The organism is Mesorhizobium sp. WSM4906 (assembly GCF_029674625.1).
In the GTDB taxonomy this organism is placed as follows: Bacteria; Pseudomonadota; Alphaproteobacteria; order Rhizobiales; family Rhizobiaceae; genus Mesorhizobium.
In genome coordinates this window covers 1434165-1456710 of sequence record NZ_CP121355.1, presented here as the reverse complement: position 1 = coordinate 1456710, position 22546 = coordinate 1434165, and the positions used below count along the sequence as shown (strand labels likewise).

Annotated in this window: 19 protein-coding genes and 5 pseudogenes; 7 read left to right on the top strand and 17 right to left on the bottom strand. The window is 57.9% G+C overall.

The window, feature by feature from the left end; genetic code table 11:
• Window positions 1-32: 32 nt before the first annotated feature.
• Window positions 33-716, top strand: a pseudogene (locus tag QAZ22_RS06860) (integrase); the annotation flags it as partial.
• A 116-nt stretch (window positions 717-832) separates the two neighbouring features.
• Window positions 833-1069: a hypothetical protein gene (locus QAZ22_RS06855; protein ID WP_063169293.1), complete on the top strand. Its 237-nt coding sequence runs from the start codon at window positions 833-835 to the stop codon at window positions 1067-1069.
• A 161-nt stretch (window positions 1070-1230) separates the two neighbouring features.
• On the opposite strand, the pseudogene QAZ22_RS06850 reads toward QAZ22_RS06855, so the two are convergent.
• Window positions 1231-1431: pseudogene (locus QAZ22_RS06850) on the bottom strand (SMC-Scp complex subunit ScpB); the annotation flags it as partial.
• 93 nt (window positions 1432-1524) lie between these two features.
• Window positions 1525-1785, bottom strand: coding sequence for a hypothetical protein (locus QAZ22_RS06845; RefSeq protein ID WP_095769041.1), 261 nt, complete (start codon window positions 1783-1785; stop codon window positions 1525-1527).
• Between the two features lie 217 nt (window positions 1786-2002).
• Here QAZ22_RS06845 and QAZ22_RS06840 point away from each other — a divergent pair, with 217 nt between their 5' ends.
• Entirely contained in the window at window positions 2003-4165 is a 2163-nt protein-coding gene (locus QAZ22_RS06840) for a prolyl oligopeptidase family serine peptidase (protein ID WP_082826571.1), read from the top strand.
• A 38-nt stretch (window positions 4166-4203) separates the two neighbouring features.
• Window positions 4204-4902 (top strand): OmpW family protein, encoded by a 699-nt coding sequence (locus QAZ22_RS06835; RefSeq protein ID WP_063169295.1) that lies wholly within the window; start codon window positions 4204-4206, stop codon window positions 4900-4902.
• Window positions 4903-5209: 307 nt separating this feature from the next.
• Here QAZ22_RS06835 and QAZ22_RS06830 read toward each other — a convergent pair whose 3' ends face one another.
• The 8 genes and pseudogenes from QAZ22_RS06830 to QAZ22_RS06795 all read right to left on the bottom strand — a co-directional run bounded on the left by QAZ22_RS06830 (window position 5210) and on the right by QAZ22_RS06795 (window position 12040).
• Window positions 5210-5338, bottom strand: coding sequence for a hypothetical protein (locus QAZ22_RS06830; RefSeq protein WP_263485462.1), 129 nt, complete (start codon window positions 5336-5338; stop codon window positions 5210-5212).
• Between the two features lie 977 nt (window positions 5339-6315).
• Window positions 6316-6971: pseudogene (locus QAZ22_RS06825) on the bottom strand (IS630 family transposase); the annotation flags it as partial.
• Window positions 6972-7039: 68 nt separating this feature from the next.
• Window positions 7040-7274 (bottom strand): annotated as a pseudogene (locus tag QAZ22_RS06820) (aldehyde dehydrogenase family protein); the annotation flags it as partial.
• 308 nt (window positions 7275-7582) lie between these two features.
• Window positions 7583-7831 (bottom strand): aminotransferase class III-fold pyridoxal phosphate-dependent enzyme, encoded by a 249-nt coding sequence (locus tag QAZ22_RS06815; protein ID WP_063169297.1) that lies wholly within the window; start codon window positions 7829-7831, stop codon window positions 7583-7585.
• Entirely contained in the window at window positions 7792-8019 is a 228-nt protein-coding gene (locus tag QAZ22_RS06810; protein WP_263485461.1) for an aminotransferase class III-fold pyridoxal phosphate-dependent enzyme, read from the bottom strand. The genes QAZ22_RS06815 and QAZ22_RS06810 overlap by 40 nt, the downstream gene beginning before the upstream one ends.
• Window positions 8020-8240: 221 nt before the next feature.
• Window positions 8241-10223: an argininosuccinate synthase-related protein gene (locus QAZ22_RS06805; RefSeq protein ID WP_063169298.1), complete on the bottom strand. Its 1983-nt coding sequence runs from the start codon at window positions 10221-10223 to the stop codon at window positions 8241-8243.
• Complete coding sequence (locus tag QAZ22_RS06800) at window positions 10220-11164, bottom strand: DMT family transporter (protein ID WP_082826572.1); 945 nt, start codon at window positions 11162-11164, stop codon at window positions 10220-10222. The genes QAZ22_RS06805 and QAZ22_RS06800 overlap by 4 nt, the downstream gene beginning before the upstream one ends.
• A gap of 657 nt (window positions 11165-11821) precedes the next feature.
• A complete protein-coding gene (locus QAZ22_RS06795) occupies window positions 11822-12040 on the bottom strand; it encodes a helix-turn-helix transcriptional regulator (protein WP_029354714.1) in 219 nt (72 codons plus the stop codon).
• A 109-nt stretch (window positions 12041-12149) separates the two neighbouring features.
• On the opposite strand from QAZ22_RS06795, the gene QAZ22_RS06790 reads away from it, so the two are divergent.
• A complete protein-coding gene (locus QAZ22_RS06790; protein WP_063169299.1) occupies window positions 12150-12416 on the top strand; it encodes a DUF2285 domain-containing protein in 267 nt (88 codons plus the stop codon).
• A 438-nt stretch (window positions 12417-12854) separates the two neighbouring features.
• On the opposite strand, the gene QAZ22_RS06785 is transcribed toward QAZ22_RS06790, so the two are convergent.
• A complete protein-coding gene (locus QAZ22_RS06785) occupies window positions 12855-13088 on the bottom strand; it encodes a helix-turn-helix transcriptional regulator (RefSeq protein WP_082826573.1) in 234 nt (77 codons plus the stop codon).
• A gap of 115 nt (window positions 13089-13203) precedes the next feature.
• On the opposite strand from QAZ22_RS06785, the gene QAZ22_RS06780 reads away from it, so the two are divergent.
• Entirely contained in the window at window positions 13204-13485 is a 282-nt protein-coding gene (locus tag QAZ22_RS06780; protein ID WP_063169301.1) for a DUF2285 domain-containing protein, read from the top strand.
• 438 nt (window positions 13486-13923) lie between these two features.
• Entirely contained in the window at window positions 13924-14880 is a 957-nt protein-coding gene (locus QAZ22_RS06775; protein WP_063169302.1) for an IS481 family transposase, read from the top strand.
• 175 nt (window positions 14881-15055) lie between these two features.
• On the opposite strand, the gene QAZ22_RS06770 is transcribed toward QAZ22_RS06775, so the two are convergent.
• From QAZ22_RS06770 to QAZ22_RS06745, 6 genes and pseudogenes are all read right to left on the bottom strand, one after another.
• Window positions 15056-15793, bottom strand: a complete 738-nt coding sequence (locus tag QAZ22_RS06770) for a LuxR family transcriptional regulator (RefSeq protein WP_082826574.1) — start codon at window positions 15791-15793, stop codon at window positions 15056-15058.
• Window positions 15794-16663: 870 nt separating this feature from the next.
• Window positions 16664-18070, bottom strand: a complete 1407-nt coding sequence (locus QAZ22_RS06765) for an aminotransferase (protein ID WP_063169303.1) — start codon at window positions 18068-18070, stop codon at window positions 16664-16666.
• Between the two features lie 190 nt (window positions 18071-18260).
• Window positions 18261-18681 (bottom strand): annotated as a pseudogene (locus tag QAZ22_RS06760) (transposase); the annotation flags it as partial.
• Window positions 18682-19164: 483 nt separating this feature from the next.
• Complete coding sequence (locus QAZ22_RS06755; RefSeq protein ID WP_063169304.1) at window positions 19165-19671, bottom strand: TIR domain-containing protein; 507 nt, start codon at window positions 19669-19671, stop codon at window positions 19165-19167.
• A 9-nt stretch (window positions 19672-19680) separates the two neighbouring features.
• A complete protein-coding gene (locus tag QAZ22_RS06750; RefSeq protein ID WP_063169305.1) occupies window positions 19681-20541 on the bottom strand; it encodes a DUF4231 domain-containing protein in 861 nt (286 codons plus the stop codon).
• A gap of 1402 nt (window positions 20542-21943) precedes the next feature.
• On the bottom strand, window positions 21944-22441 hold the full coding sequence (locus tag QAZ22_RS06745; protein ID WP_063169306.1) for an Lrp/AsnC family transcriptional regulator: 498 nt from the start codon (window positions 22439-22441) through the stop codon (window positions 21944-21946).
• Between the last annotated feature and the right edge of the window lie 105 nt (window positions 22442-22546).

Sequence of the window (22546 nt, the reverse complement as noted above, 5' to 3'; positions counted from 1 at the left end):
CGGCTCAAAGAGTCCCGGCGCATGTCCAGGAACTGGTCGAGACCGCGAGGGGCTACAACGCCACCTCGGAGAACACGCGCGACGCCTACCCCAAGGATTGGCGGCATTTTTCCTCCTGGTGCCGGCGCGCTGGCTTCGATCCCCTGCCTCCGGGCTCGAAGGTGATCAGGCTCAATATCAGCGCCTGTGCCTCGGGCACCGCCGCCGGCGATCCGAAGCGTGGCGCCCCTGCCCTTTAGTTTGCGACCATCGAGCGGCGGCTTTCCGGCCTCGCCTGGAACTTTACCCAGCGCGGCCGGCCGTTGGACCGCGCGGAGCGGCATATCTATAAGGTTCTTGCCGGCATTCGCCGCAAGCACGCAAAGCCACCGCGGCAGAAAGAGGCGGTCCTGGCGACGATCTGCTGGCGATGATCGCCACGCTCGGCCACGACCTCAGGGCCTGCGCGACCGCGCTATTTTGCTCCTGGGCTGTGGCGGCGGCCTGCGGCGCTCCGAGATCGTCGGTCTCGACGTCATGCGCGACGACAACAGCGATGGCGCCAGCTGGATCGAGATTTTTGACGGCAAGGGCTGCTGGTCACCCTGCGCGGCAAGACCGGCTGGCGCGAGGTCGAGGTCGGCCGCGGCTCCAGCGACCACACCTACCCCGTAGTCGCGCTCGAGAGCTGGATCCGCTTTGGCCGCATCGCACGTGGACCCCTGTTCCGCCGCATCTTGTCGATCAGGTCGATATAATACGAAAAAGCCGCCGCCATTCGGGACGGGCGTCGGCTATCATGTCCAGCCATTATGCGGCGAGCGGATAGCTTTCGCCGGACCAGGCAGAGAACTTGGCGGCAAAAGCCTTCATCTCGTCGACCGCGAATGTGGTGCGCGGTTGCGAACTCGACTTGCTGGGCGAGAGGGACCTCGCCGAGAAAGGCGCTGACATGAGCGGGATGCTGCTTGGCCAAATCGAGATCCGCAAAGCAATCGGCCAGCGCCGCGTCGTCCAGCTGTACGCTGCAGGGCGCGTTCACGTCGTCAAGACGGATGCCAAATGCTTGCTCATAATGGCCGCAAGGTAATCGTTTCGGGTCGGAGACACAAGTTGCCGCCTCCTTCGCCGTAGAGTGGCCCGATACAATCACGATCGATATTGCCACCTCTTATCGATAGTGATCGCATAGTTCCCTGATTCGACTCTCAACCGCTCATATCAAGCGATTACTTCCATGTATCTGCTGCGCTAGCCCGTCCTGGCCTTGGAGTGTCGCTCCTCACCTCCTCCACCACTCACCAGCCCGATGGGAGTATCGCCCGCCAGCAGCTTCTCCTTGCTGAGCAGCGCGGCAACCTCAATCGCCTCGAAATCGGGCAAATCCCGCAGTGTGTCGAGGCCGAAGTGCAACAGGAAGGTCTTGGTCGTGACGTAGGTGTAAGGCGTGCCAAATTCAGCGGGCAGGCAGACGTTGACCCACAACAATCAAGGGGACGGTGCAGGCCAAGATTGCGGCAGGGCTTGGGCCCCCCACCCTTCTCCTCAGAACTCCGCTGCTTCCAGCTGGCGGCTGAAACTCACAGGCGCAGCCAGCTTGGTCTCTAACAGCATCGATCGCATCATGGTGTCTGCCATGAATCCGTGTGCGTGAAGCGCTCCAGAGCGAAGATGTTGGGCGTCAACCAGGTTCACTCCAATGAGCTTCACTTCTCGAGTTCTGCACAGTGTCCACGACTGGCGCCGGAGGTTGATCCGGTGATTAGGAGGAGCACTCGTTGTCGGATTCTCGACGATGTCGGACATGTGACACAACGCTTCCAGAGCGATCGCATTGTTCCGAAACGATTTTCCCAGTTGGCACGAAGGTTGCGGCCCTATGCGCAAAAGCACTGCGATGCCGCACCGACTGGAAGAACTCATCAATGATCACGCTTTTCGAACATGTGGGCGCCGCTACCGACACTGAGCGTTCCCGAGCCGACGGAAGCCTCTATCCCTTCTTTCTGAAGGCTGTCCGGACATGAACGCATTTGATGTCCGTCCAACGCTTGATGCTCCCGACGACGATCCCTATGTCTGGCTTGAAGATGTAGAGGGCGAGCGGGCACTTGCCTGGGCCGCCGGCCAATCGGCAAGGACTCTGAAGCACTTCGGTGGAACGCAGTTCGAGCGCGACCGCGCGGCTCTGACAGCCATTTTCGACAATCGCGACAATCTTCCCCTGATCGCGCGCCGTAGTCAGTACCTCTACAATTACTGGCGAGATGACGGTAATCCACGCGGACTGTGGCGCCGGACCACCCTTGCCGCCTACATGAAGGCGGATCCCCAATGGGAGCTACTGCTCGATCTGGATGCTCTCGCGGCTAGCGACGGAGAGGACTGGATCTGGGACGGCGCGTCCATCGAGCCGGAGAGACGGGAAAGAGCCGTTCTGCGCCTGTCGCGCGGCGGCAGCGACGCGGTCGTGCATCGCGAATTCGACCTGATTTCTCTGAGCTTTGTCGCCGACGGCTTCAACCTCCCCGAGGCCAAAGGCTACGTTAATTGGCTGGACCCTGACACGCTTCTGCTTTCCAGTGCGCTTGGTAATGGCATGGCCACCCGCTCCGGCTATGCGCGCACAGTTCGACTGTGGAAGCGTGACGCGGATCCCCTCACCACGCCGGCAATCTTCGAGGCCGGGTTCGAAAGCTTCCAAGTGTCTGGTCATTCGGACCGCACCGGCCGCAGCGAGCGCCTTTGGTTCATCGAGCAGCCGGCCTTCTTCGAGAAGATCAGCTGGATCGGCGATAGGAGCGGGCCGAGGAGGCAGATCGATCTTCCTCGCGACGCGTCGTGGCGGGTCTTCGGCGACTGGCTGGCGGTAAGGCCGCGCAAGCCCTGGACGGTGGGAGGCACCACCCATCCCGCCGACGCGCTGATCGTCATCTCGCTTTCCACTTTCCTCGCCGGCGGACGCCGTTTTGAGACCCTGTTTCAACCAGGGGAAAGGCGCTCCATGCAGTCATTCTTCTGGAATGACGGGAAGCTCATTATCTCTTACCTCGTCAATCTCGCACCGCGTTTCGAGATGTTCACTCCCGGCCACCAGGAATGGACGCGCCGAGTCCTGAACACCCTGCCCGCCGAAGGTACTGTCGACGTCTGGTCATTCGATGCGGCAGTTCACGAGACCAATGGAGAGGTCCTGATCTGTGCTCAGGATCCGATCACGCCGCCGCAGCTCTTGCTGTTCGATCTGAATGCCGCGCCGTCTCTCAGCGCTTCAGCAATCCTGAAGCGCAGCCCGGAGAATTTCGATGCATCCGGACTGGTGGTCACGCGCCACGAGGCAGTCTCTATCGATCATGAGCTGATCCCCTATACGCAGGTTGGTCCGGCGAACGGGAACGGAGATGCTCCGATTCACCTTTCCGCTTATGGCGGGTTCGGCGTATCATTCCTGCCCTACTACAACTCCCCGCTGGGCAAGCTGTGGCTCGAGCGCGGTGGCACGTGTGTCGAGGCGAACATCCGCGGCGGCGGCGAGTTCGGCACCCGCTGGCACGAAGCCGGGCGCAGGGAGGGCAAGCGTCTCGCCCACGACGATTTCGCCGCCGTTGCCTCCGACCTCGTGCGAAGGGGCATCACCCTGCCGAGGCGGATTGCCGCCGAGGGTGGCTCAAATGGCGGCCTGCTGATCGCAAACATGCTGACCCGCTATCCTGAGCATTTCGGGGCTCTGTTCTGCACAGCACCGCTTATCGACATGCGTCGCTACACCAAGCTCTTGGCGGGCGCGAGCTGGATCGACGAATATGGCGATCCGGACAAGGTTCACGATTGGGCTTTCCTGAAGGAAATCTCCGCCTATCACGCCGCAGCGCCGGGACAGCCCTATCCGCCTATCCTGATCGCCACCACGAAACGCGACGACCGCGTCCATCCGGGCCATGCGCGCAAGATGGCCGCAAAACTGCAGGCTCTTGGCTATCCCGCTTACTTCTACGAGGCCAGCGCAGGCGGGCACGGCTGCGGCGAGGACAATCGGGAGCAAGCCGCATTCATCAGTCTAGGCACCAATTTTCTCCGCAGCGCAATCGGCTTCAACGATCACCCTCCGGAGACGGCGGAACGCGTTGCAACGCAAGAGGGGCATTTGAGGTCCATCAACAATTCATTCGAGCAGGAGACGAAATAGTGCAGTGCATCCTTTCTGAACATCAAGGAGTGAATCTCATGGCGAGAACGCGAATGGGCGTAGCGCGGGCAACAGCAGCGGCGGTGGCCCTGATCATGGTGGGACAGCAGGCCGTCGCCGCGGAGCCTGCGCAAGCAGAGACCGTCCTGGCGGAGACGGGAGCCTCGGTCACCGAAGCGCCAATCCCTTGGCAGGTCCGCCTGCGGGCGTTGGGCGTCGTTACGAAAGATCTGGGCTACGTTGATACGCTTCCCGGCTCCGGTCTTTCGTATTCGGACACGGTGACGCCGGAACTCGATATCTCGTATTTCTTCACCGACAACATCGCCGCCGAACTCATACTCGGTACCACTTATGCCAACATCGCGGGCCAAGGGACGATCGGAGGGTTGGGCAACATCGGCAAAGTTTGGCTGCTGCCGCCGACACTCACGTTGCAGTACCATTTTACCGATCTCGGCGCGTTCAAGCCTTATGTCGGCGCCGGCGTGAACTACACGATCTTCTACAACCAGGACACTGGCAGCGCTGATGCTCTCAAGGTGAAGAACACGTTCGGCACGGCGCTGCAGGTCGGATTCGACTACATGGTGGACCAGCACTGGGGCCTCAACTTCGACGTGAAGAAGCTTTTCCTGAAGCCGGACTTCGACGTCACGGTGACCGGCGCGAAGCTGACGGGGAAGGCGGAGCTCGATCCCTGGCTGATAGGCGCAGGTGTCACCTACCGCTTTTGAATATCAGAGTGAAGTCTGCTTCCCGACTGCCGGTTTAAATGAAGGGCGCCTCGCGCGCCCTTTTTTACGGTCGACACTGCAGCGCAAGACCTCATGAAGCTATTGTCGGGCGGGGTTCTCTTCCGGCGGACCAAGAAGATGCACTGGCCAACCGGCCTTGCGCCTGAGGTGGAGTGCTTAGAAGCGCTTTGGATCGGGACGGGCTTTGGTATTGTGGGTGGAATGCTTCAGCCAGACCATTTGCCAGCATCGTCTCCCGGACGTCATGTGTGAGCTTCTTTGTCAGCGCAAGGCGAACACGGATCTCCTAGCAGGCCGTTGAAGAAGTGTCCCGTTTGGCCTTGAGGATTGCCTCGTCGCCGTTGTGATAGAAGGTGATGTCGATGGAGCCGTCGTCGAGCAGTTCAGCATGGCCGTCGCCTGTGACCTCGTCCATTTCGTCGAATCCGACCCATGTGAAGAAGACCGTCGACGGGCCGTAGCCGAGTTCGAGGGTTAGATGAGCCAAACGCCAGTGGGGCGTCCTGGGGACGACGCGCGCGAGATTCTGGTCGTGGTGGCCAGCCCAATACGATGTGAGAAGTTGCTGCCGGTGCGGGTACCGGAGGTCGCCGATAGTGACAGCCGATGTTCGACAGCGGCAAGGACATGCTCAGCCGTCAACGCGCCGAGGGCTTGGCCGGGAATGGTGGTGATGGAACCAATCCAGAAAGCGGCGGCTGCCCAGGAGAACGCCTTCGCGGGACTTTGACTCCAGTCCGCACACCCTGCTCAGATAGTCCGAAAAAGAGGTCAGAAGCGGAGCATCCGGATTATTATCTACACTGGGAACAGAAGCATGGAAGCGTTCTGGAGCCACTCGCCGCGCGTTTACCAGTGCCGACACTGCTCCAAGCTGACTATCTGCCATGACCACCTGCCGAACGTAGTCCGTTGATGCCACCGGTACCCTTCGCGGTCTGCTCCAGCGGGAAGATCGGGTCTGATCGACCCTGCTGACCTGTGCGGCGGCCTCTCTCGCTAGGGCGTCCCCCTTCCTGTCGTCCTCCTCCGCCGCTTTCGGCTGCTTTCGGCCCGCCGCCCTCGCCAAGGCGTCGTAGTCGGTAAGCGCGTCCTCCGTCTCCTTTAGGGGCTTCATCGCGTGACTAGAGTTTAGCGCGTGTTTGTAGGCGGCGGACCGAATGGTCGTCGAAATGCCACTCAGCGCCACCGCAAGATGCCCTAGGGCTTCCGCCTCATGATCTGACAGCGGCACGTCACGATTAGAGCCGATTGCCCTGCCTTCTTCCAGTTTCACAATGTTTGTAGTCATTTCCTGCTCCATCGCGTTGACTGAGATACGATGGAGACGGAAGTGGAGAACAAATTTTTACAAGCAACTAAGATGATATTCTCGTCAACGGGACAATAGTGGACGTTGAGGGCGGCGAACAGGGTGGTGGTGCCGTTGCGCTTGTAGTCGTGCCTCATCGTACCGAGCCGCCCCTTCTTCATCGGCAGGCCGGGTGGGTGCGGTCGAGCGCCGGATCTGGCTCTTTTCATCGACCGACAGAACGATGGCATGGGCCGGCGCATCGAGATAGAGGCCGACGACGGCGCGCAACTTGTCGACGAACTTCGGATCATTGGAGAGCTTGAACCTGGCGCCAGCGGTGGGGTGCGAGACCATGCGCCTTCCAGATGCGCCTGACGGCGCTGGCGCTGATTGCGGCGGCTTGCGCCATCATGTCGGCGGTCCAGTGGGTCCTCTCGCCCGGCGGATCGGCAAGCGTCAGTGCCACGACGCGCTCGCCGACATCGGGACCGAGCGGCGGAATGCGCCACTGTCGCGTCTTGTCGCGCAGCAGCCCGTCACAGCCTTCCGCGGCAAAGCGCTCCTGCCAGCGCCAGACGTCGGTCTTCGACTTGCCGATGCGGCGCATGACCTCGCCGGTGCCGACGCCGTCGGCGGGCAAAAGCACTATCTCGGCGCGCCAGACATGCTTTTGCGGGGCGTTGCGATCCCTGATCAGCGCCGTCAGACGGACGCGATCGGCCGACGAAACGGTGAACGATCTTCCTGTGCGCATGCGCCAGACTCGCACGCGCAGGCCAGAAAGGGAATCTCTGATTGGACTCCTATGTCAGGCGGGAACCACTAGACGCCGAGACCGCCGATGCAGACATGTTTGGTGTCGAGATAATCCACGATGCCCTGGAGGCCGCCTTCCTTGCCGAGGCCCGATTCCTTGACGCCGCGGAACGGCACCTCCGGCGTGGTGATCAGGCCTTCATTGACGCCGGTACTTCAGTCCTTCCATCACGCGGAAGGCGCGACCGAGATCGCCGGTGTAGAAGTAGGCCGCGAGGCCGAACTCGGTGTCGTTGGCGAGCGGCGTGCCCGACCTGAGACATGGGTGACGTTTTGTACCGGACACGGATGAAGTGCACCCCTCGGGTGAGCGTTTGCTCGATAATATCCACTGAAGTGAAGCAGTCGGTCTTAATGCTGGAACTCATGCCACCCGACCGACCCGGGAATTCGCAGCAGCGGCGCCGTCGAGTGCAGAACGAATGCCGTCAACCAAGGGGTCGATCTCGCTTTCGGTGATTATATAGGGCGGACAGATTCCAAGCACTTCTCCCATATTGCGGATCATGACGCCGTGCTCGCGGCACCGCCGCTCGACATCGCCGATCCTCAGCTCGGGCGCGAAGACGCGACGGGCGCACGATCCTCGACGATCTGAACCCCCGCGATGAAGCCGCGGCCGCGGGCTTCACCGACAAGCGGATGGTCGCCGAGCGCGTCCGCGAGGGCTCCATGCAAGTGATCGCCGAGACGACGCGCCTGGGTCACGAAATCGATCTCGCTGTAGATCCTGATCGCCTCGGCGGCGACGGCCGCTATCACCGGATGACCGGAGTAGGTGAAACCGTGACCGAACACGCCGACCTTGTGGGCCTCGTCAGCGGCGCATTGATAAATCTTGTCGAGATAATGACGCCGCCAATGGGCAGGTGACCGGATGAAAGCCCCCCGGCGATCGAGAGCATGTCCGGTTCCATCCCAAATGTCTGGCTACCAAACCAGTTCCCGGTGCCTCCGAAGCCGCAGACCACCTCGTCGGACAGCATGAGGATAATTTCTCACTTTCTTGCGAAGATCGGGGGTGTCCACGGTCATTCGTATTACGCGAGATCCGCGAGGCCAAAAACCATCATACCAGAGAGGCGAAACTGCTATCTAGGTGTTTAGATGCAAGAAATTAATCCTGCATTGTTCCCGCACCAGGAACACCCGAGAGGATACCAAGCAGTATTGAACCTTGTTGAAAATGCTCTCGGCGCGCTGGGCGTTATAATTTCTCGAAGGCGATCACAAGGACGTCGCGATAAGCGTACGGCATTTTCAGGTTTTCGGCCACAATCGACGATACATCGTGAAAGGTTTCGCGGTCGTTGCAGATCACAAAATCATTCGGGGAGTTCATTTCGACCTCGCCGAGGAACTCCTTTGAGGCGTCGGTGATCATGCTCATGCCGCCGGTGACGTTGACCCGCCCAATCATATAGCAAGCAATGAAGTCCACCCCGTCCTGGTGAAGGCCCTCGGGTGCCGGTTTGCCATTTACACCATCGCGCGCGACAATCCGGTAGGGATGGATCTTGATATTCCAACGATCATGTCGGGCGGCTTCACATAGAATTCTGCAGAAACCTGTCAGAATCTTTTCTAAGACGGGATGGTCTATAAAGGAGTTTTCAAGGGGCTCGAAGTGGCGCTTGAAGCCGCCATTCAGATGATTGACACTTTTTGATTGTTCGTAGGGGGCGTGGGGTAGGAGCCTAAAGATTCCGTCAGTCGCGTCATATTCAAAAGCGCTATAGCGCCGGTAACGATATGTTCCGCCGTCACGCATGTATTCATCGAGAAGAAGTCGATTCCAATGGTCAGCAAAGTTCTTCCAGGCTGCATCAATTTCGATGCCAAAGCAGGCTTCGGCGCGCTCGCCTTTTGAAAACCACCATCCATTTGTCACCAGACCGTCAGTGCATTGTTGACTGAGGTTGGCCGGCGCCTGGGGTGCGTTGTTTTCCACGGGTGTCTCCCTTTTGGTGACTTGGCGAGGACGGAACGCTTTGGACAACGCTATGTGGGTTGCGGCTTGGTATTCCCAAAGGTCGCGGTCCCTAATGTATCTCGGCGTCCTGGCTCGGATCGACCGAGGTAAAAAGCGTGTGTGATCGACTATGTAGCTGACGCTCCCGCTAACGCCCTCGAGGGCGGATGCAATGGCCCGTTCGCACATCTGGTGAATAGTACTGCCCCATGCACCTGAAACCGCCTCTTGGGACCAGGCTTGCTCAAGCCCTTGCTTCAAAACGATTGATGCCACGTCAAGAGAAGCGGTTTCGAGGTGACGCAGCGCGTCGAAGATAATGGCCGCGGCAGGGGCCTCGCGGACTTCGAGAACCTTTTGGCCGGTTGTGATGTGTTCAAGCCCGACAAAGCGGCCGTGCCCGAATTTGCCGACCGTGTTATTCAGGAACGGGATTGCGTCGACCAATGCAACATCACGGTCATCAATTGACACGAGACTTCCGTCTGCAAACCCGAGTTTGATCTCTACCGGCTGCTCTGCGGGAATGTGGCGCGTCCAAGCAAATGCCTCCTCGGGGATGGAAAAGTTCTCGGGATCTTCCAAAGGCCCCGACTCGAATTCCCGACACCAGAGGTTTTCGTCCGCGCTCCACGTGCGGTCCGCCACAAAAGTCGCTCCACACTTGGACAGGTCGGAGGTCTTCTGTTGTCGGGATATCACAGAGCATTCATACGGACTGCCGAAGTTGCCGGAAAATCCTGAGCGCTTAATGCTATTGTTAAGGCGCGGAAGACTGTTTTGAGAAAGGTTTGCTGTATGAAGAACCAGCCGTGAGTTGATTGACCTAGCATGATTAACAACCAAAGATGCGATTATGGGACGGCTCAACGAACTGCTCAACGGATAGATGCCAAGGTACTTGGCGTGGGCTCGAATGGCTGATTTCACGCCTTGTTCGACAAAGGCATCCCGCCCTTCGAGGCAGACAAAGCGCGCGCCGAACATGGCTGCCGTCCGTTCCAACAAAGGCTGATCGATGCGCGTTCCGACATCCGCTGCGACAGCTTCAATGTTCGCAAAGCCAAGGCTTTGCAGCTTGTAGAGAAGATAGGTGCTGTCGAGACCGCCGCTGAACATGGTTGCAACTGGTGCGGTTCGGTCCGGAAAAGCCTCCAGATCTTCAAAACTCGAAATGCCGCCGATGGCGGGTTTGGTGGAAGCCAAGATGGGGTTCATTTGGATGTCCTGCTCTCAAACCAGATGCCAGCAAACGTCGCAGCGAGGACGAGGCCTGCGCCTATCAAGCTCGGTACTGTCAAAGGCTCATTCAGAAGAAGGTGCGCTAGAACGAAACCAAAAAAAGGTTCTGTTCCCATCAAGAAGCCAACCCGTGTCGGTGTGGATTTTCTCACTGCGGCATTTTGAATGTAGAATGCAGCGAGGGTGCAGAAGAGTGCAAGGAAGGCAACAGCGCCCCAAAACTGAAGGGTGGCCCTCACAACAAGGCCTGAAATTCCGAACTGAGCGACGGCCAAAACGAAAGTAAGTGTTGCCACCGTCGATCCTTGGATGGCCGTCAGGGCTGCAGATGAAATCTGCCGGCCGGCCAGAAGGCGTTTGGTGGAAACGACCATAACCGCTCGCAGAATCGCGGCCCCCAAGACAAGCGCGTCACCCGGGCTGAACCTGCTGATCCCGCCAGTGAGAATGCCGACACCGATGCACGCTATGGCAGCACTTGCCAAAATGCCCGTAGGTGGAAGTCGCCGTGATAGCCCATAGTCGATGCTCGGCGTGAAAATCACACAAAGCGATATGATCAAGGCCGTGTTCATTGCGCTTGTCGATGCAACGCCGTAAGTTTCAGCAATAAAGATGCAAAAAAGTATTGTTCCCAATGCGAAGCCGCGGATGAAATCGCCCCAGGAGACCAATGCGATCTCATGTCTTGCAGCCACTGCCGTAATGATCGTAGTAATCAGGAAGCGATAAAGAACAAGTATCGAAACCGGCGCGTAGAACAGTGCGCCTTTCCCGACCGGATAGCTCGCCCCCCAAACGAATGCGACTCCCAGCAAGGCTAGATCCACCGAGAAAGATGGCGTCCGTGTTTTCCTGACAGGTATTGGAGAACTTTCGAAAACGTCCACCTTCAAAGTTTCCTTTGTGTTAGCCATCCACCCCTGCTGCGAGGGTCAAACAGATCAGGTCGTTCAGCCTCTTGGGCGATCCGTGCCGCGGCGTACTTGTTTTTGGTAACGCAAGTGCCGTGCCGATTCGGAAAACCATTGCTAGACAACAACCTGGTCGCCTTGATAGTTCGGCGGTTCATGTCCATTGTTGTCAGAATGCCGACAATGACTTCAACTGCAGGGATCCTACCGGCAGGGCCTCAAGGCGAACACGCGGCTCCAAGATGCCGACACGATGGCTGGTTCAGCCATGCTTCGACAGTTGCCTGTTTTTTCAGTTCCTTTGCTGTTCGTGCGCTAACCGCAACGCTCCATACTAGTCTCGCGTGGCTGTCCCCGTGGGGTGGGCGGCAGAAAGCGATTAGGCCCGCTGAAAGAGGCGAACCGCATCCGAAGGATCGTAACCAAGAGAAGGACCTGAAGCGAGAGCGAAGGTTGCGGGAGGCCGCGGCGGGCCTAAAAGGCAATGCCGACCGCCCCAGGAAAGGCTGACAAAAACCGCAGCGGCCGACTGTCCAATAGGGTGCGCCGGGCCAGGGCGAGCCAAATGGCAGGGGCTGCCGGGGGACCCTAAGAAAAGCCTGGGTTCACGAGCACCCGGCGCGCGCCATCAGGCGGCCAGCTACTTGGAGGGCGGGTGTATCATGCCTGTTTGTCGGGCCGAACCAGATCCATGTGGCTGACGCCGAGGGCCAATGCCAGTTCATAGATCGTGATAATTGTCGGATTTCTTCGGCCTTTCTCCAAGCCGCTGATGTACTGCTGACTGAACCCGGAAATCTCCGCAAGCTGCTCCTGCGTCAGGCGCTTCCTTTGCCTGATCCTCTGCACATTCCGTCCGACCAACTTGCGCATATCCATGCACGCAAGCCAGCGGATCAGGCGGCTTGAGTTTATCAACTATAATATGTAATCCACATTTAGCAGGCACAGGGCTTCGCGGGTCCATTGGCCGGAGATAGAATTAGCGATGTTGCAGCCCAGATCGAACACGCCGTTCGCCGACGAGGTCCCCTGGTCGGACCGCATTACAGCCTACGACAAGGACCACTTTACAACCTATATGAGGCTCCTGGACGCCTCGGCCGACAACGCCACTGAAGAGGAAATGGCCAAAGTGATCCTCGGCATTGATCCGGCACGCGAACCTGAGCGCGCACGCAACGTTCTTCGCAGTCATCTCGACCGTGCAAACTGGGTGGTGACGAGCGGCTACAAGGATTTGTTCGCCAGTTGACGAAATGGGCGGTGCGGTCGCTTCGCTTCAAGCAACGAAGTCGCGCAACCGCCATGCATCGACGTATCACCACAGCGCGGATGGCCCAGCGCTTCGCTGTCTCATCATTTTGTCCTCCGCTCGCCAATGGCTGCTTCCCAGGAATGGGTGCGGCGGCGAATCATGACAGGAACGGGTCCGCCGTCTGAGCCGCACCGCATCCGAAGGGCCGGATGGACAACCTACTGAAAGCTCACAGCTGGCTAAGGGTTGCGGGACGCCGCGGCGGGCCTAGAAGGATGCGGCGCCACCTGCTGAGAAAGGCACAAAACAGAGCGAATTGCGAGAGTCTAACGACGCGCTAGGAGGCGCAGCGGAATGGTCGAGACGCCAGAGCCAAGAAAATCGGGGCTCGACCCACCGGCACACGGCACGCGCGGTGATGGGCGCGGGCGCCCACTACGTGCGCAGGCTCAACAGAATCTCACACGGATCAGCATCGAGGGCCGCAGTTACGTCGAGAAACTCAATGACATCGAGACGCCGTTCGCCACCCTCATATTTCGCCACGAAAGATTGCGGACGACCAAGCTTCTCAGCCACCTGCGCCTGCGTCAGCCCTTTGACATTGCGCAGTGAGATCAACTGGGCCAGAAACCGCTGGTGGCGGGGAGATCGAAGAGATTTGGGCATTTAGGTGAACCGGCAGGTAGAGACCGGCTCAGCGACTAATCCCCGTTTCGGATTATCCCATTTTGGGATATTCTGCCTTGGATCCAGCGATCAACATGCGAGGTTCGCGGCAGACATGAATCAATCAACGGGAACAGATAGGACTCAAAGCTCAACACTGCTCGACGAAGTCCCTTGGTCTGACCGTCTTACCGCCTACGACAGGGCGCACTTTACCATCTATATGAGGCTCCTGGACGCCTCAGCCGATGAGGCGCCCGAAGAGGAAATGGCCCAACTGATCCTCGGCATTGATCCGGCACTTGAACCGGAGCGCGCCAGGAAGGCGCTTCGTAGTCATCTCGACCGTGCGAACTGGATGGTGACGAGCGGCTACAAGGAATTGTTCGCCAGCTGACAAATTCGCAGTGCTCGGTCATAGAAGCGTTCCTGTGCCATTGGTCAGGCTGATCGGGGCCTGCACCACAGACGCGCCGGCAAAATGGACCCGGTGGCGAGCACAATTCAGTTCCCAGGAAATCGGGGTTTGGCAACTGTCCGAGCGTCTGACGTGATAGAAGGTTCCGCTCTGTCTGGATGGGTATTAGCCCGGAGCAGCACTCCATATCGTACCGGCGCTCGACGAAGGGTCCACCTCTTCGCTTTCAAGCCGCATAACCGATAGCCATCGCCCTAAGTCAAGGGTTAGAGATTACCGGCAGGCAGGTATGCAAGCGGGCCATCCTCGGAAACTATATAACCGCACGACTAGCTGTGAGCTTTCGGGAGGTTGTCCATTCGGACCGGACCGGGGAGACTGGAGTTACCAAGCTTCAGCACTCACCGGAGGGTCCGAATGAACATCCATAAGAATGCCCGTCTCACACCGCTGCGTCGAGAGGAGATGGCGCTGTCGGTGATAGAAGGCGCTTTCTCCAAAGCCCATGCGGCGCGTGTCTACGGCGTGTCGGCCAAGATCGTGGCGCGCTGGGTCGAGCGCTACAAGTCCGAAGGGCGGGCCGGCATGATCGACCGTTCCTCGCGGCCCGCCAATATGCCGCAGGCCACCGCTGCGTTGATCGCCGAGCGCATCATGGCGCTGCGGCGGCAACGTTGGACCGGCAAGCACATCGCCCATGAGGTCGGCGTCTCGCCCGCCACCGTTAGCCGGGTTCTCAAGCGTGCCGGACTGTCGCGGTTGCGGGATATCGAACCGGCCGAGCCGATCCGACGCTACGAGCGCGAGCATCCTGGCGAGATGATCCATATCGATATCAAGAAGCTCGGTCGTTTCGAGCGCATCGGTCATCGCATTACCGGCAAGCGCACCGGCAATGCCAGCTCGCGCGGCAGCAGTTGGGAGTTCGTCCATGTCTGCATCGACGACGCCTCCCGCATCGCCTTCTCGCAGATCCTGCCCGACGAGAAAAAAGAAAGCGCCATCGCCTTCCTCAAGGCGGCGGTGGCCTACTACGCCAGCCTCGGCGTCACGATAGCCCGCGTCATGACCGACAACGGCTCCTGCTACAGATCAAAGGCCTTCGCCAAGGCCTGCCGCGATCTCGGCCTCAAGCACGTCAGGACAAGACCCTATACACCCAAGACCAATGGCAAGGCCGAGCGCTTCATCCAGACAGCACTGCGCGAATGGGCTTATGCCATCGCTTATCCGACTTCAGATCACCGCGCCGCAGAGTTGCCGGTCTGGCTGCACAGATACAATTGGCACCGTCCCCACGGGAGCCTAAAGTCCAAAACACCTATCAGTCGCCTCGCTCTAACCGAGGACAACCTGTTGAGGCTCCACAACTAGCTCGTCAGCGACGACACACCCGCTCGAGCACCCATAGACTATGATCACCGGCGCGGACTGGAAGAATACGGCTGCATCGCCCGAGCCGGCGGAACAGAAGATCTCGGCATCCAGTCAACGCTCGATACAAAGCGCGCGATCGAATGGCCCGAGCACAAGGGGATCAAAAAGCTTCTCAGACAATTGAGGACCCTTCGGACCCCAAAAGGGCTATAGCCTGATTTTGGGTTCGCACGCCTAGCTTCTTCTTGGCATTGTCCAAATGAAAAGCGATCGTGCGTGGCTTGATACCCAAGATGCGGCCGGTCACCCAGGCTGAATTACCCCGCGCTGCCCACCTCAGGCACTCATATTCGCGGGATGTCAGCGAAACCCCATCCACTGTTCGATCGCTCGGCAATTTGCGGCGAACGCAACGATGAAAGCAGGCCGCCATCAGTTGAAGAGCTTGTTCGTACCGCTCAGCGACCCGAAGAAATACTGGACGAGGCTCATCGGCGGCAAAAGTAACCGCAGCGATGCGGCCGCGGAGATCGACAATTGGGATCGTCAAACCGCAGCAGATGCTGAATTGAGCCGCCTCATCGAATAGCTGCTGTTGAGCCGGCGACATTTTATCGCCTCCCAAATTCGATCCCCAGTGAAACGGGCAGCCGCCATTTCGAGCACGCAAGACCACAGGATCGAGTTTCTCATACTGATTTTCCAGATACTGTCTGGTCCAGCGGGGTGGATAGTTTGAAATTAACCTCGGTTTGCCGGAAGGCCGTGCTGGCAAGGAGAGGTAGGCAAAGAAGATTAGGTCAAGTCGTCCGGCCGCCTCAGCCATGGCATCCCGGAAATCTGCCTCATCGATACTCTGTGACAGTCTTTCAAGGAATGTCTCGAAAACAAGTGGCATGTGCCTCGTCATCGTCGCGCTCGATTCTTCCTCTTTCTGCACGCCTTCCGGCTGCGTCGTGTATGTCCCGACAAACGTGATTGAATTCGCGGGCGTCGCTGGGCTGACCGGGCTCCAGAATGCTGCCACACTTTCGATCTTCGTCGGTCATCCCAATCATGCTGGGCTCACCCGATGGGCGTCTGGCAGACGCCTCATGATCTCAACAGCTCAATCAGAGAATCTCCATGCATTAAATCATGACCGCCCCTGCACCGACCAAATCAGGAGAAATCATCCTGCGCTGACCAAAAGCCATCATTGACCCCAGCTTTTGCAGGAATTTGGGTCGGCATTAGCATAACAATTCGGATAGCCGCTCATCCCCCACCCGGGGCGCCGTGATCCGCAAAGAAGTGTTGCGATGCTTTCTTTTCTTTGATAGGCAAATCGTCTCAACAATATTAAAATGCCTTTCCTTGTGAACGGGGTGGCGTGTGAGTATCGTCCTTCTATATACCTGACGTGATAAAATTCACCGCAATGATTATGGCCCGCTGCAATGATGTAAAGGGCACGTCTAAGCTCAATCTGCATCGGAACGTGCAGATGACCTTTACCAGACCCTCGATCCCGCACGGGCCATAATGATACTGATTACGTGGGTCAAAAAGGGCGCCCTGCCGGCGGGGAGGTACACCCGCAGGGCGCGCCGCACAGAGGTCCTGGTCGTTGGGCAACAGGACAGCGGCGGCAGAACTGATTCGGTTACAAATCGTGACTGAAATAGCCCGGAGCATGCTCAAGATCAGATATCTGGAATTCAACAGTTTTGGGTCTGCTCGGCGCAGTAGCGCGCAGGGACATGCCTGCCTCCGGACTCGCTCCTTCGCGATCGCAAAATCATACGGCACCCTCGGCCTTCAGCGCGCGATAGGTGGTATCGACCGACTTTACCGTCGCGTCGACAATGATGTCGATCTCTTTTCGGGTAATGATCAGGGGGGGGGCATAACCGAGGATGTCGCCATGCGGCATGGCCCGTCCGATGACACCATTCTCAAACAGAGCAGCTGCAGTGCGCACCCCGACCTGAAGGTCGGGTTCGAATGGTATCCTTTGTTTTGGGTCCCGCATCATCTCTACGGCCGACAGGATACCCACTCCGCGAACTTCACCAACGATGGGATGTCCCGCCAGCTCGGCCTTCATCCGGTCTTGCCAATACGGTCCAACATCGCGGACATGCTCCAGAATATTTTTTTCTTTAAGCAGTCGAATATTGGCGAGCGCGGCTGCGGCACAAAGCGTGTGCCCCGAATATGTCCAGCCGTGGCCGAGTGCGCCGTGCTTCTCAGTTCCTTGTTCCAAAACCGACCAGACACGGTCGCCAATGATTGACCCGGAGATGGGGAGGTAGGCGGAACTCAAACCCTTTGCGATGGTCACGAAATCCGGACGCATGTTATACAGGTGGGAACCGAACTTCTCGCCGGTTCGCGCGAAGCCACAGACCACTTCATCCGCGATTAGAAGGATATCGTATTTGTCGAGCACCGCTTGAATGGACGTCCAGTACCCTTTGGGGGGCGGCACAATACCTCCTGTCCCAAGTACCGGCTCTCCGATAAAAGCTGCAACCGTTTCCGGTCCTTCGGCCAGGATCAAGGCTTCAAGCTCATCGGCACAGCGCCGGGAGAACGCTTCCTCGCTCTCCTCGACACGCGCCTGGCGGTAATAGTGCGGCGTGGTTGTATGGCGCACCAAATCCAGAGGCAGGTCGAAGAAATTGTGAAAGAAGGGAAGGCCAGTTAGGCTACCCGTGACCAATCCAGACCCGTGATAGCCGCGATTTCGCGAGATGATCTTTTTCTTTTCGGGCCGGCCAAGAATGTTATTATAGTACCAGACCAGCTTGATGTTGGTTTCGTTGGCATCGGAACCGGAGAGGCCGAAATAGACCCTTCGCATGTTCTGACCGAAATACTCGACCACGGCCTCTGCCAACAGGGCGACCGGCTCCGTACCTTGGCTGGCATAGACGTGCGCGAACGGCAATTCGTGTGCTTGCCTGGCAATGGCCTCGGCGATCTCCGTGCATCCATATCCCATGTTGACGCAGTAGAGTCCTCCGAAACCGTCGAGGCTCCTTCGGCCTTCGGTGTCCCAGATATAGACGCCTTCCGCACCGGCCATAATCCTATTTGGCGTTTCGCCTCGGCTGTGCTTGGCCAGATGCGTAGAAGGATGGAAGACGAAGCTTCTATCCTTCTCCCGGAGTTGCTCGGTTCCCAGATTGCTCAAGCGCATGTCCCTCTCCTCGCGATAAATTGGCGGAGGGCACTCGGCCAGCCACCTGTTTAGCAAATAGCATACCGGAAACGTCCCTTGAGTTTCTCGGGAATGCAGGTTATTCGCCGTGAAATTCGCGGGATCGGCCCGAATTGCCGTGAAAACTAAGGCGTCACCTTCGCCTTAGCCGAGGGTCGGGGGCGCGTCCTGCAAACACGAACAGCTTACGACGCGCATGCGCCCAGCATAGTGCCCGATTAGCGGGCGATATTGACGGATGAATAGCGCTCGGGACGCTGTTCCCGCCGGCCGCGCGAGGCACGATAGAGCGCCGGCGGCCATGTTCCGCCGAACTGCCGGTCATCCCTTACATTCTGACGGTCCGGATCGGTCTTGCCCTTCCCAAGGGTGGTAATGAGGTGATCAGGGGCAAAGCACATTCGCCTCGATCAGCAGGCAGCGGGTTCCGTGCCGCGGCACAGGCTCCAACCTGGTTGGCCAGCGCTGAGAGGCTGAGGTCGTGCCCTCGCGCATATTGATAGCTTTGGCGGTGCGGCGGCTGGTGCTCGGCAGACTTCTCGAAGGAGCATAGCCAGAAGGTTCGGCCCGGCAAAGACGCGCGGCGAGAGCTCCTTGCCATTGACATCTTGATTCGCAGCCGACCAGCGCCGCCAAGTTCTATCGTCAGCGTGTTGCCTTTCTTGCGATCGCAAATTCGTGGTTGCTGCGCAGGGCGAGCCGAGCTGCGGCTCGCAGGAGGGGGCGAGCCGACAGAATTGCGCGGCCTGAAAAGCTGCCTCCATCAATGCTGGCCGCTCGTGCAGTCTCGAAACGCTGGATCAAGCCTCAAACATCGAACAGCCGCTCCTTTTCCTCGCGAAACCAGCGCCCTCGCGCGACATGATCTTGTCTGACGATCCGACGCTTCGAGCGGGGCTCCTCTAATAGGTTGCACATGACCTGCAGCTTTCAGCCAAACTCAGCAAATCGGACGTCGTGCTCTTCTTATCATCGCTCGGCAAGCTCGGAACACGCTGGCGGACGTTGCTAAGGCTAGTCGCCGCCAGCGGATGGCGAGGATGTTTGGGCGGCTAAGTGCTTTTAGGTGGCGATTATAAGCCGAGATCGCGATAGGTGCTTTCGCCATAGCTCCTGGCGCCATCGCCACGCTGAGCGTTTGAAAGCCGATGAAATTCGCTCGGCCAATTGGCTAGCGCGTGCTTGATGGCCTTCATCTTGAACGGCACGTGCACAACACATTTGTCCCTGATGATAGGCGGACAGCTCACATCTTGTTGCCGCGAGCCGTTAAGGTTTGCTGCGATTATCGGCAGACCTAGATCAAGAGCCAATTCCATTTCCCAGCGCACGAAGCGAAAAAGGTTTTTCGTCTTCTCACCGATCAGGACAAGTACCTGGCTCGATCCATTCATTCTGTTGCGAAGATTGCGTTTAACATAATCTTCGTCCTGTGCTCGGCTCGTCATATTGTCCAGATCGTGAGCGTTCGCGAATTCAAAACTCACATTCTCGCTGGCGTTCCACCCTTTCATAAAGCGGTATGCCCAAGCGTCTTCATCGCCGTCAAATATTACATAGGTCGGATCGCTGTATGCCATTGTTGTCTCTTAGTTGTTTTGACGAGCAACCCACTGGGTGTGCTCCCGTGAGAAAGCCAGTTCGGCTTCGTTCACCGCGGCGGAGAATGCCTCATCCGAGTTGGCGTCCGTAATAAGGTCGGCAGTCAAGCCGATCTCGTGAGCTGTCAACGTGTAAGCCGATGCCAATTCGTTAAATTTCTTGATCTGGGTCCACCCAATAAGGGAGGCGGCGATGACAATTAGCGGCTCGGTCGGCCAGCCTGGCATCGCGGGGTCAGCGATGCGTACTACGATGAACGAGAATCCCAGAGCGTATGCAAAAATACCAAGGCCCATCCAGACTTTCGCGGACCTCTTGTTCGAGCGCGCCTTCTTCTCGTACCACTTCCGTTGGTCGCAGATTCGTCTCTGCAGATATAGGTCTTTTCTTTCTTTTAGCGGGGAGTCCCTTATCGACATCATCTGGTCGGTTGTTTGGGGGGATGCTGAATCGGTGCCGCTCAACGCGCTACCAAGGTGACGATTGCTATCAAGGATACCTTCCATGAGCTTTCGAAAATCAGCTCTGGCGTCAGCGGCGCGCGCGTCATCGAACGGCTGTGCTCGCATCGCGAAGCGCCAAGTCAATGTCTTCACCGACTCTGCCAGAGCTCGAGCCTGATACCAGACCTGCTCGGGCTTTGTGACCGACCGGAAAATGAGGACTCCCATTGAGCAAAGAAATACCGCAGCATAGACACCGAAATAGGCTTTTGATGGCGACAAGTCCAAAGAGAGCACCGACGCTAAAAAAAGAAGAACGTACTCTGCCCGGATCAGGCGCAGAAACGTCGCCTGCTGCTCGTTGGATGCCACGTCGGCGCTATTATAGAGTCCAGGATATTTCATTTTTGAAGCACACCAGTCTATTTTGTGGCGGTAAATTCTTTAAGCCAGGATTTGGCAAACGTGAGGTTAGCAGTCGAGCTTACAGAGCCTATTCTTGAGCGAGGCGCGGTCCCTCTGTTCATAAACAGGAATGCAGGTCCTGTCCCATCAATGTAAGGGTATAGGCCCAAAAATTCTTGCCCGGAGAATGTTTCCGAAGAATTTTTTGCCACGGGCAGAACCGCTACCGCGGTCCGAAACCCATCGAAAAAGCCAAGCTCCCAAGGCATCCATCTGGATCCTGGAGAATTGTTTGAATGCACATAGATTAGCGTCTTTGACTGCCTCATACGGGTCCGCAGCAACTCGGCGGTGGCCGAGGAGACTTTTGTGCGGTCCAGTTGTGAATCTTCGACCCAATCTACGTAAGCAGTGAACCCAAGCTCCTCGAAAATTCGCTTCACACCGAGAACGATCTCTGCGTCCTTGAAAGAATGTGACAGAAAAACGTCGAATGACGATCTGGCTGTAGCTGCGGCCGTCTCTTCCTTTAGAACGATCGATGCGGCTCTATGTCCTCGACTGGCATTCGCAACTCTTTTCAGCTCTGCCTCGGTCAGTAGCACTATTCAAATCCCCCCATGATCTGTTCGCAATCTATGAACTTGACGCCCATTCGATTAAGCGACCCTTGTCTTGTGAAAACTGGCACCATGCTCTCCAGCCGGTAGCGCAACCTCCACCTTCTCAAAGACCACGTCGGGTGGCAGGAGTGACCGGCCTTGTCACCCACCTACGCGATCCCGGCACAGCCATGCTCCTCGCTTAGAAGGCTGCGGAGACCAGCAATGTCAAACAGGACAGACGATCTCCTAATCTCGAACAGCAACGAACTTAGGACGTAAAAACGCGATCTCCGAATGTCCGCAGGCGTCGAGGGCCGGGTTGGTCGCCAAGGCCGAGCGGGCCAGCTTGCACTCCCGCTACCCGTCGGCTTGCCAAACCCTCGCTGTAGATTTCGCCCCCTACACGGATGCGCTGACCGCGACTAAGCTCAATCGCCACTGATCGCCAATCCAGGGCGAAAGTTCCCCCCTTGAAGTAGCGGTAGAGGCATTTTTCGGCACTTCGCATCTTAGATATGGACGCCTCCTCAACCAGGCACGATCCGGTTTGGCTTCTCGCCGTAACCGTGCTGGGCAAGTGCGTCCGATGGCTGCTTCGATCCTCTCCTGGAATAGATCGGTTCCAGATTGCTCAAGCGCATCGTCCTTGCTCGCGATCAACTGGCGGATAGCGCTCGGCCACCTTTTTCCAGCAATTAGTATACCGCAAATGTCCCTTGAGTTTCGTCGGAATGGGTGCCTTTTGCCGACGAATCTACGGGATCCGTGCCAAACGCCGTTGAAACTTAGCTTTTGGGTTACCGTTGCCTCAGGGCGGACAAAGGTATCGGTGAATTGGACTTCACTGGTTTCGTGACGACAAGGCTATAGTATTGATCAATCCCCAAGCCTGCCTGCAGCAGTCCCTCCATGAAATCCTGATAGGCGGCCATAGAACGAGATGCGACCCGCATCAGATAATCCACGCGCCCCCCAATTGCCCAGCAGTCCAGGATTTCCGGAATGTCTTGGATAGCAGTTTCGAAGTGTCGTTGGTCCTCAAGACGATGACGATCCAGCACGACCTCCACCATCACAAAGATCATGCCGCCGATGAGGGCAGGACTCAGCCGCGCATAAAATCCCTCAATAATCCCCGCGGCCTTGAGTGCTCGGAGCCGCTCCGAACAGGCGGACGCCGAAAGATGAACTCGTTTTGCAAGCTCACTTTTTGAAATCCGACCGTCTGCCTGAATTTCGGAGAGGATCCGCAGGTCCCAACTGTCGAGTTGCACGGGATCGGGTTTCGACTTCATAACCTATGCTCTCAGCGATGACATCGCGTTGTGTGCCGATCAATTCTATCATCAATTGAAACGAGCGAATGTAGCAGTGGAAGGCATCCGTTCCAGGCCCGAGAT

Coding starts and splice junctions, on each gene's coding strand:
- QAZ22_RS06845 (WP_095769041.1), bottom strand. CDS start 1,785: ATGTCCGACATCGTCGAGAATCCGACAACGAGTGCTCCTCCTAATCAC.
- QAZ22_RS06800 (WP_082826572.1), bottom strand. CDS start 11,164: ATGGCTAACACAAAGGAAACTTTGAAGGTGGACGTTTTCGAAAGTTCT.
- QAZ22_RS06780 (WP_063169301.1), top strand. CDS start 13,204: ATGAATCAATCAACGGGAACAGATAGGACTCAAAGCTCAACACTGCTC.
- QAZ22_RS06770 (WP_082826574.1), bottom strand. CDS start 15,793: ATGACGAGGCACATGCCACTTGTTTTCGAGACATTCCTTGAAAGACTG.
- QAZ22_RS06765 (WP_063169303.1), bottom strand. CDS start 18,070: ATGCGCTTGAGCAATCTGGGAACCGAGCAACTCCGGGAGAAGGATAGA.
- QAZ22_RS06840 (WP_082826571.1), top strand. CDS start 2,003: ATGAACGCATTTGATGTCCGTCCAACGCTTGATGCTCCCGACGACGAT.
- QAZ22_RS06775 (WP_063169302.1), top strand. CDS start 13,924: ATGAACATCCATAAGAATGCCCGTCTCACACCGCTGCGTCGAGAGGAG.
- QAZ22_RS06830 (WP_263485462.1), bottom strand. CDS start 5,338: ATGGACGAGGTCACAGGCGACGGCCATGCTGAACTGCTCGACGACGGC.
- QAZ22_RS06755 (WP_063169304.1), bottom strand. CDS start 19,671: ATGGCATACAGCGATCCGACCTATGTAATATTTGACGGCGATGAAGAC.
- QAZ22_RS06745 (WP_063169306.1), bottom strand. CDS start 22,441: ATGAAGTCGAAACCCGATCCCGTGCAACTCGACAGTTGGGACCTGCGG.
- QAZ22_RS06790 (WP_063169299.1), top strand. CDS start 12,150: ATGTTGCAGCCCAGATCGAACACGCCGTTCGCCGACGAGGTCCCCTGG.
- QAZ22_RS06805 (WP_063169298.1), bottom strand. CDS start 10,223: ATGAACCCCATCTTGGCTTCCACCAAACCCGCCATCGGCGGCATTTCG.
- QAZ22_RS06810 (WP_263485461.1), bottom strand. CDS start 8,019: ATGCTGTCCGACGAGGTGGTCTGCGGCTTCGGAGGCACCGGGAACTGG.
- QAZ22_RS06785 (WP_082826573.1), bottom strand. CDS start 13,088: ATGCCCAAATCTCTTCGATCTCCCCGCCACCAGCGGTTTCTGGCCCAG.
- QAZ22_RS06835 (WP_063169295.1), top strand. CDS start 4,204: ATGGCGAGAACGCGAATGGGCGTAGCGCGGGCAACAGCAGCGGCGGTG.
- QAZ22_RS06750 (WP_063169305.1), bottom strand. CDS start 20,541: ATGAAATATCCTGGACTCTATAATAGCGCCGACGTGGCATCCAACGAG.
- QAZ22_RS06795 (WP_029354714.1), bottom strand. CDS start 12,040: ATGGATATGCGCAAGTTGGTCGGACGGAATGTGCAGAGGATCAGGCAA.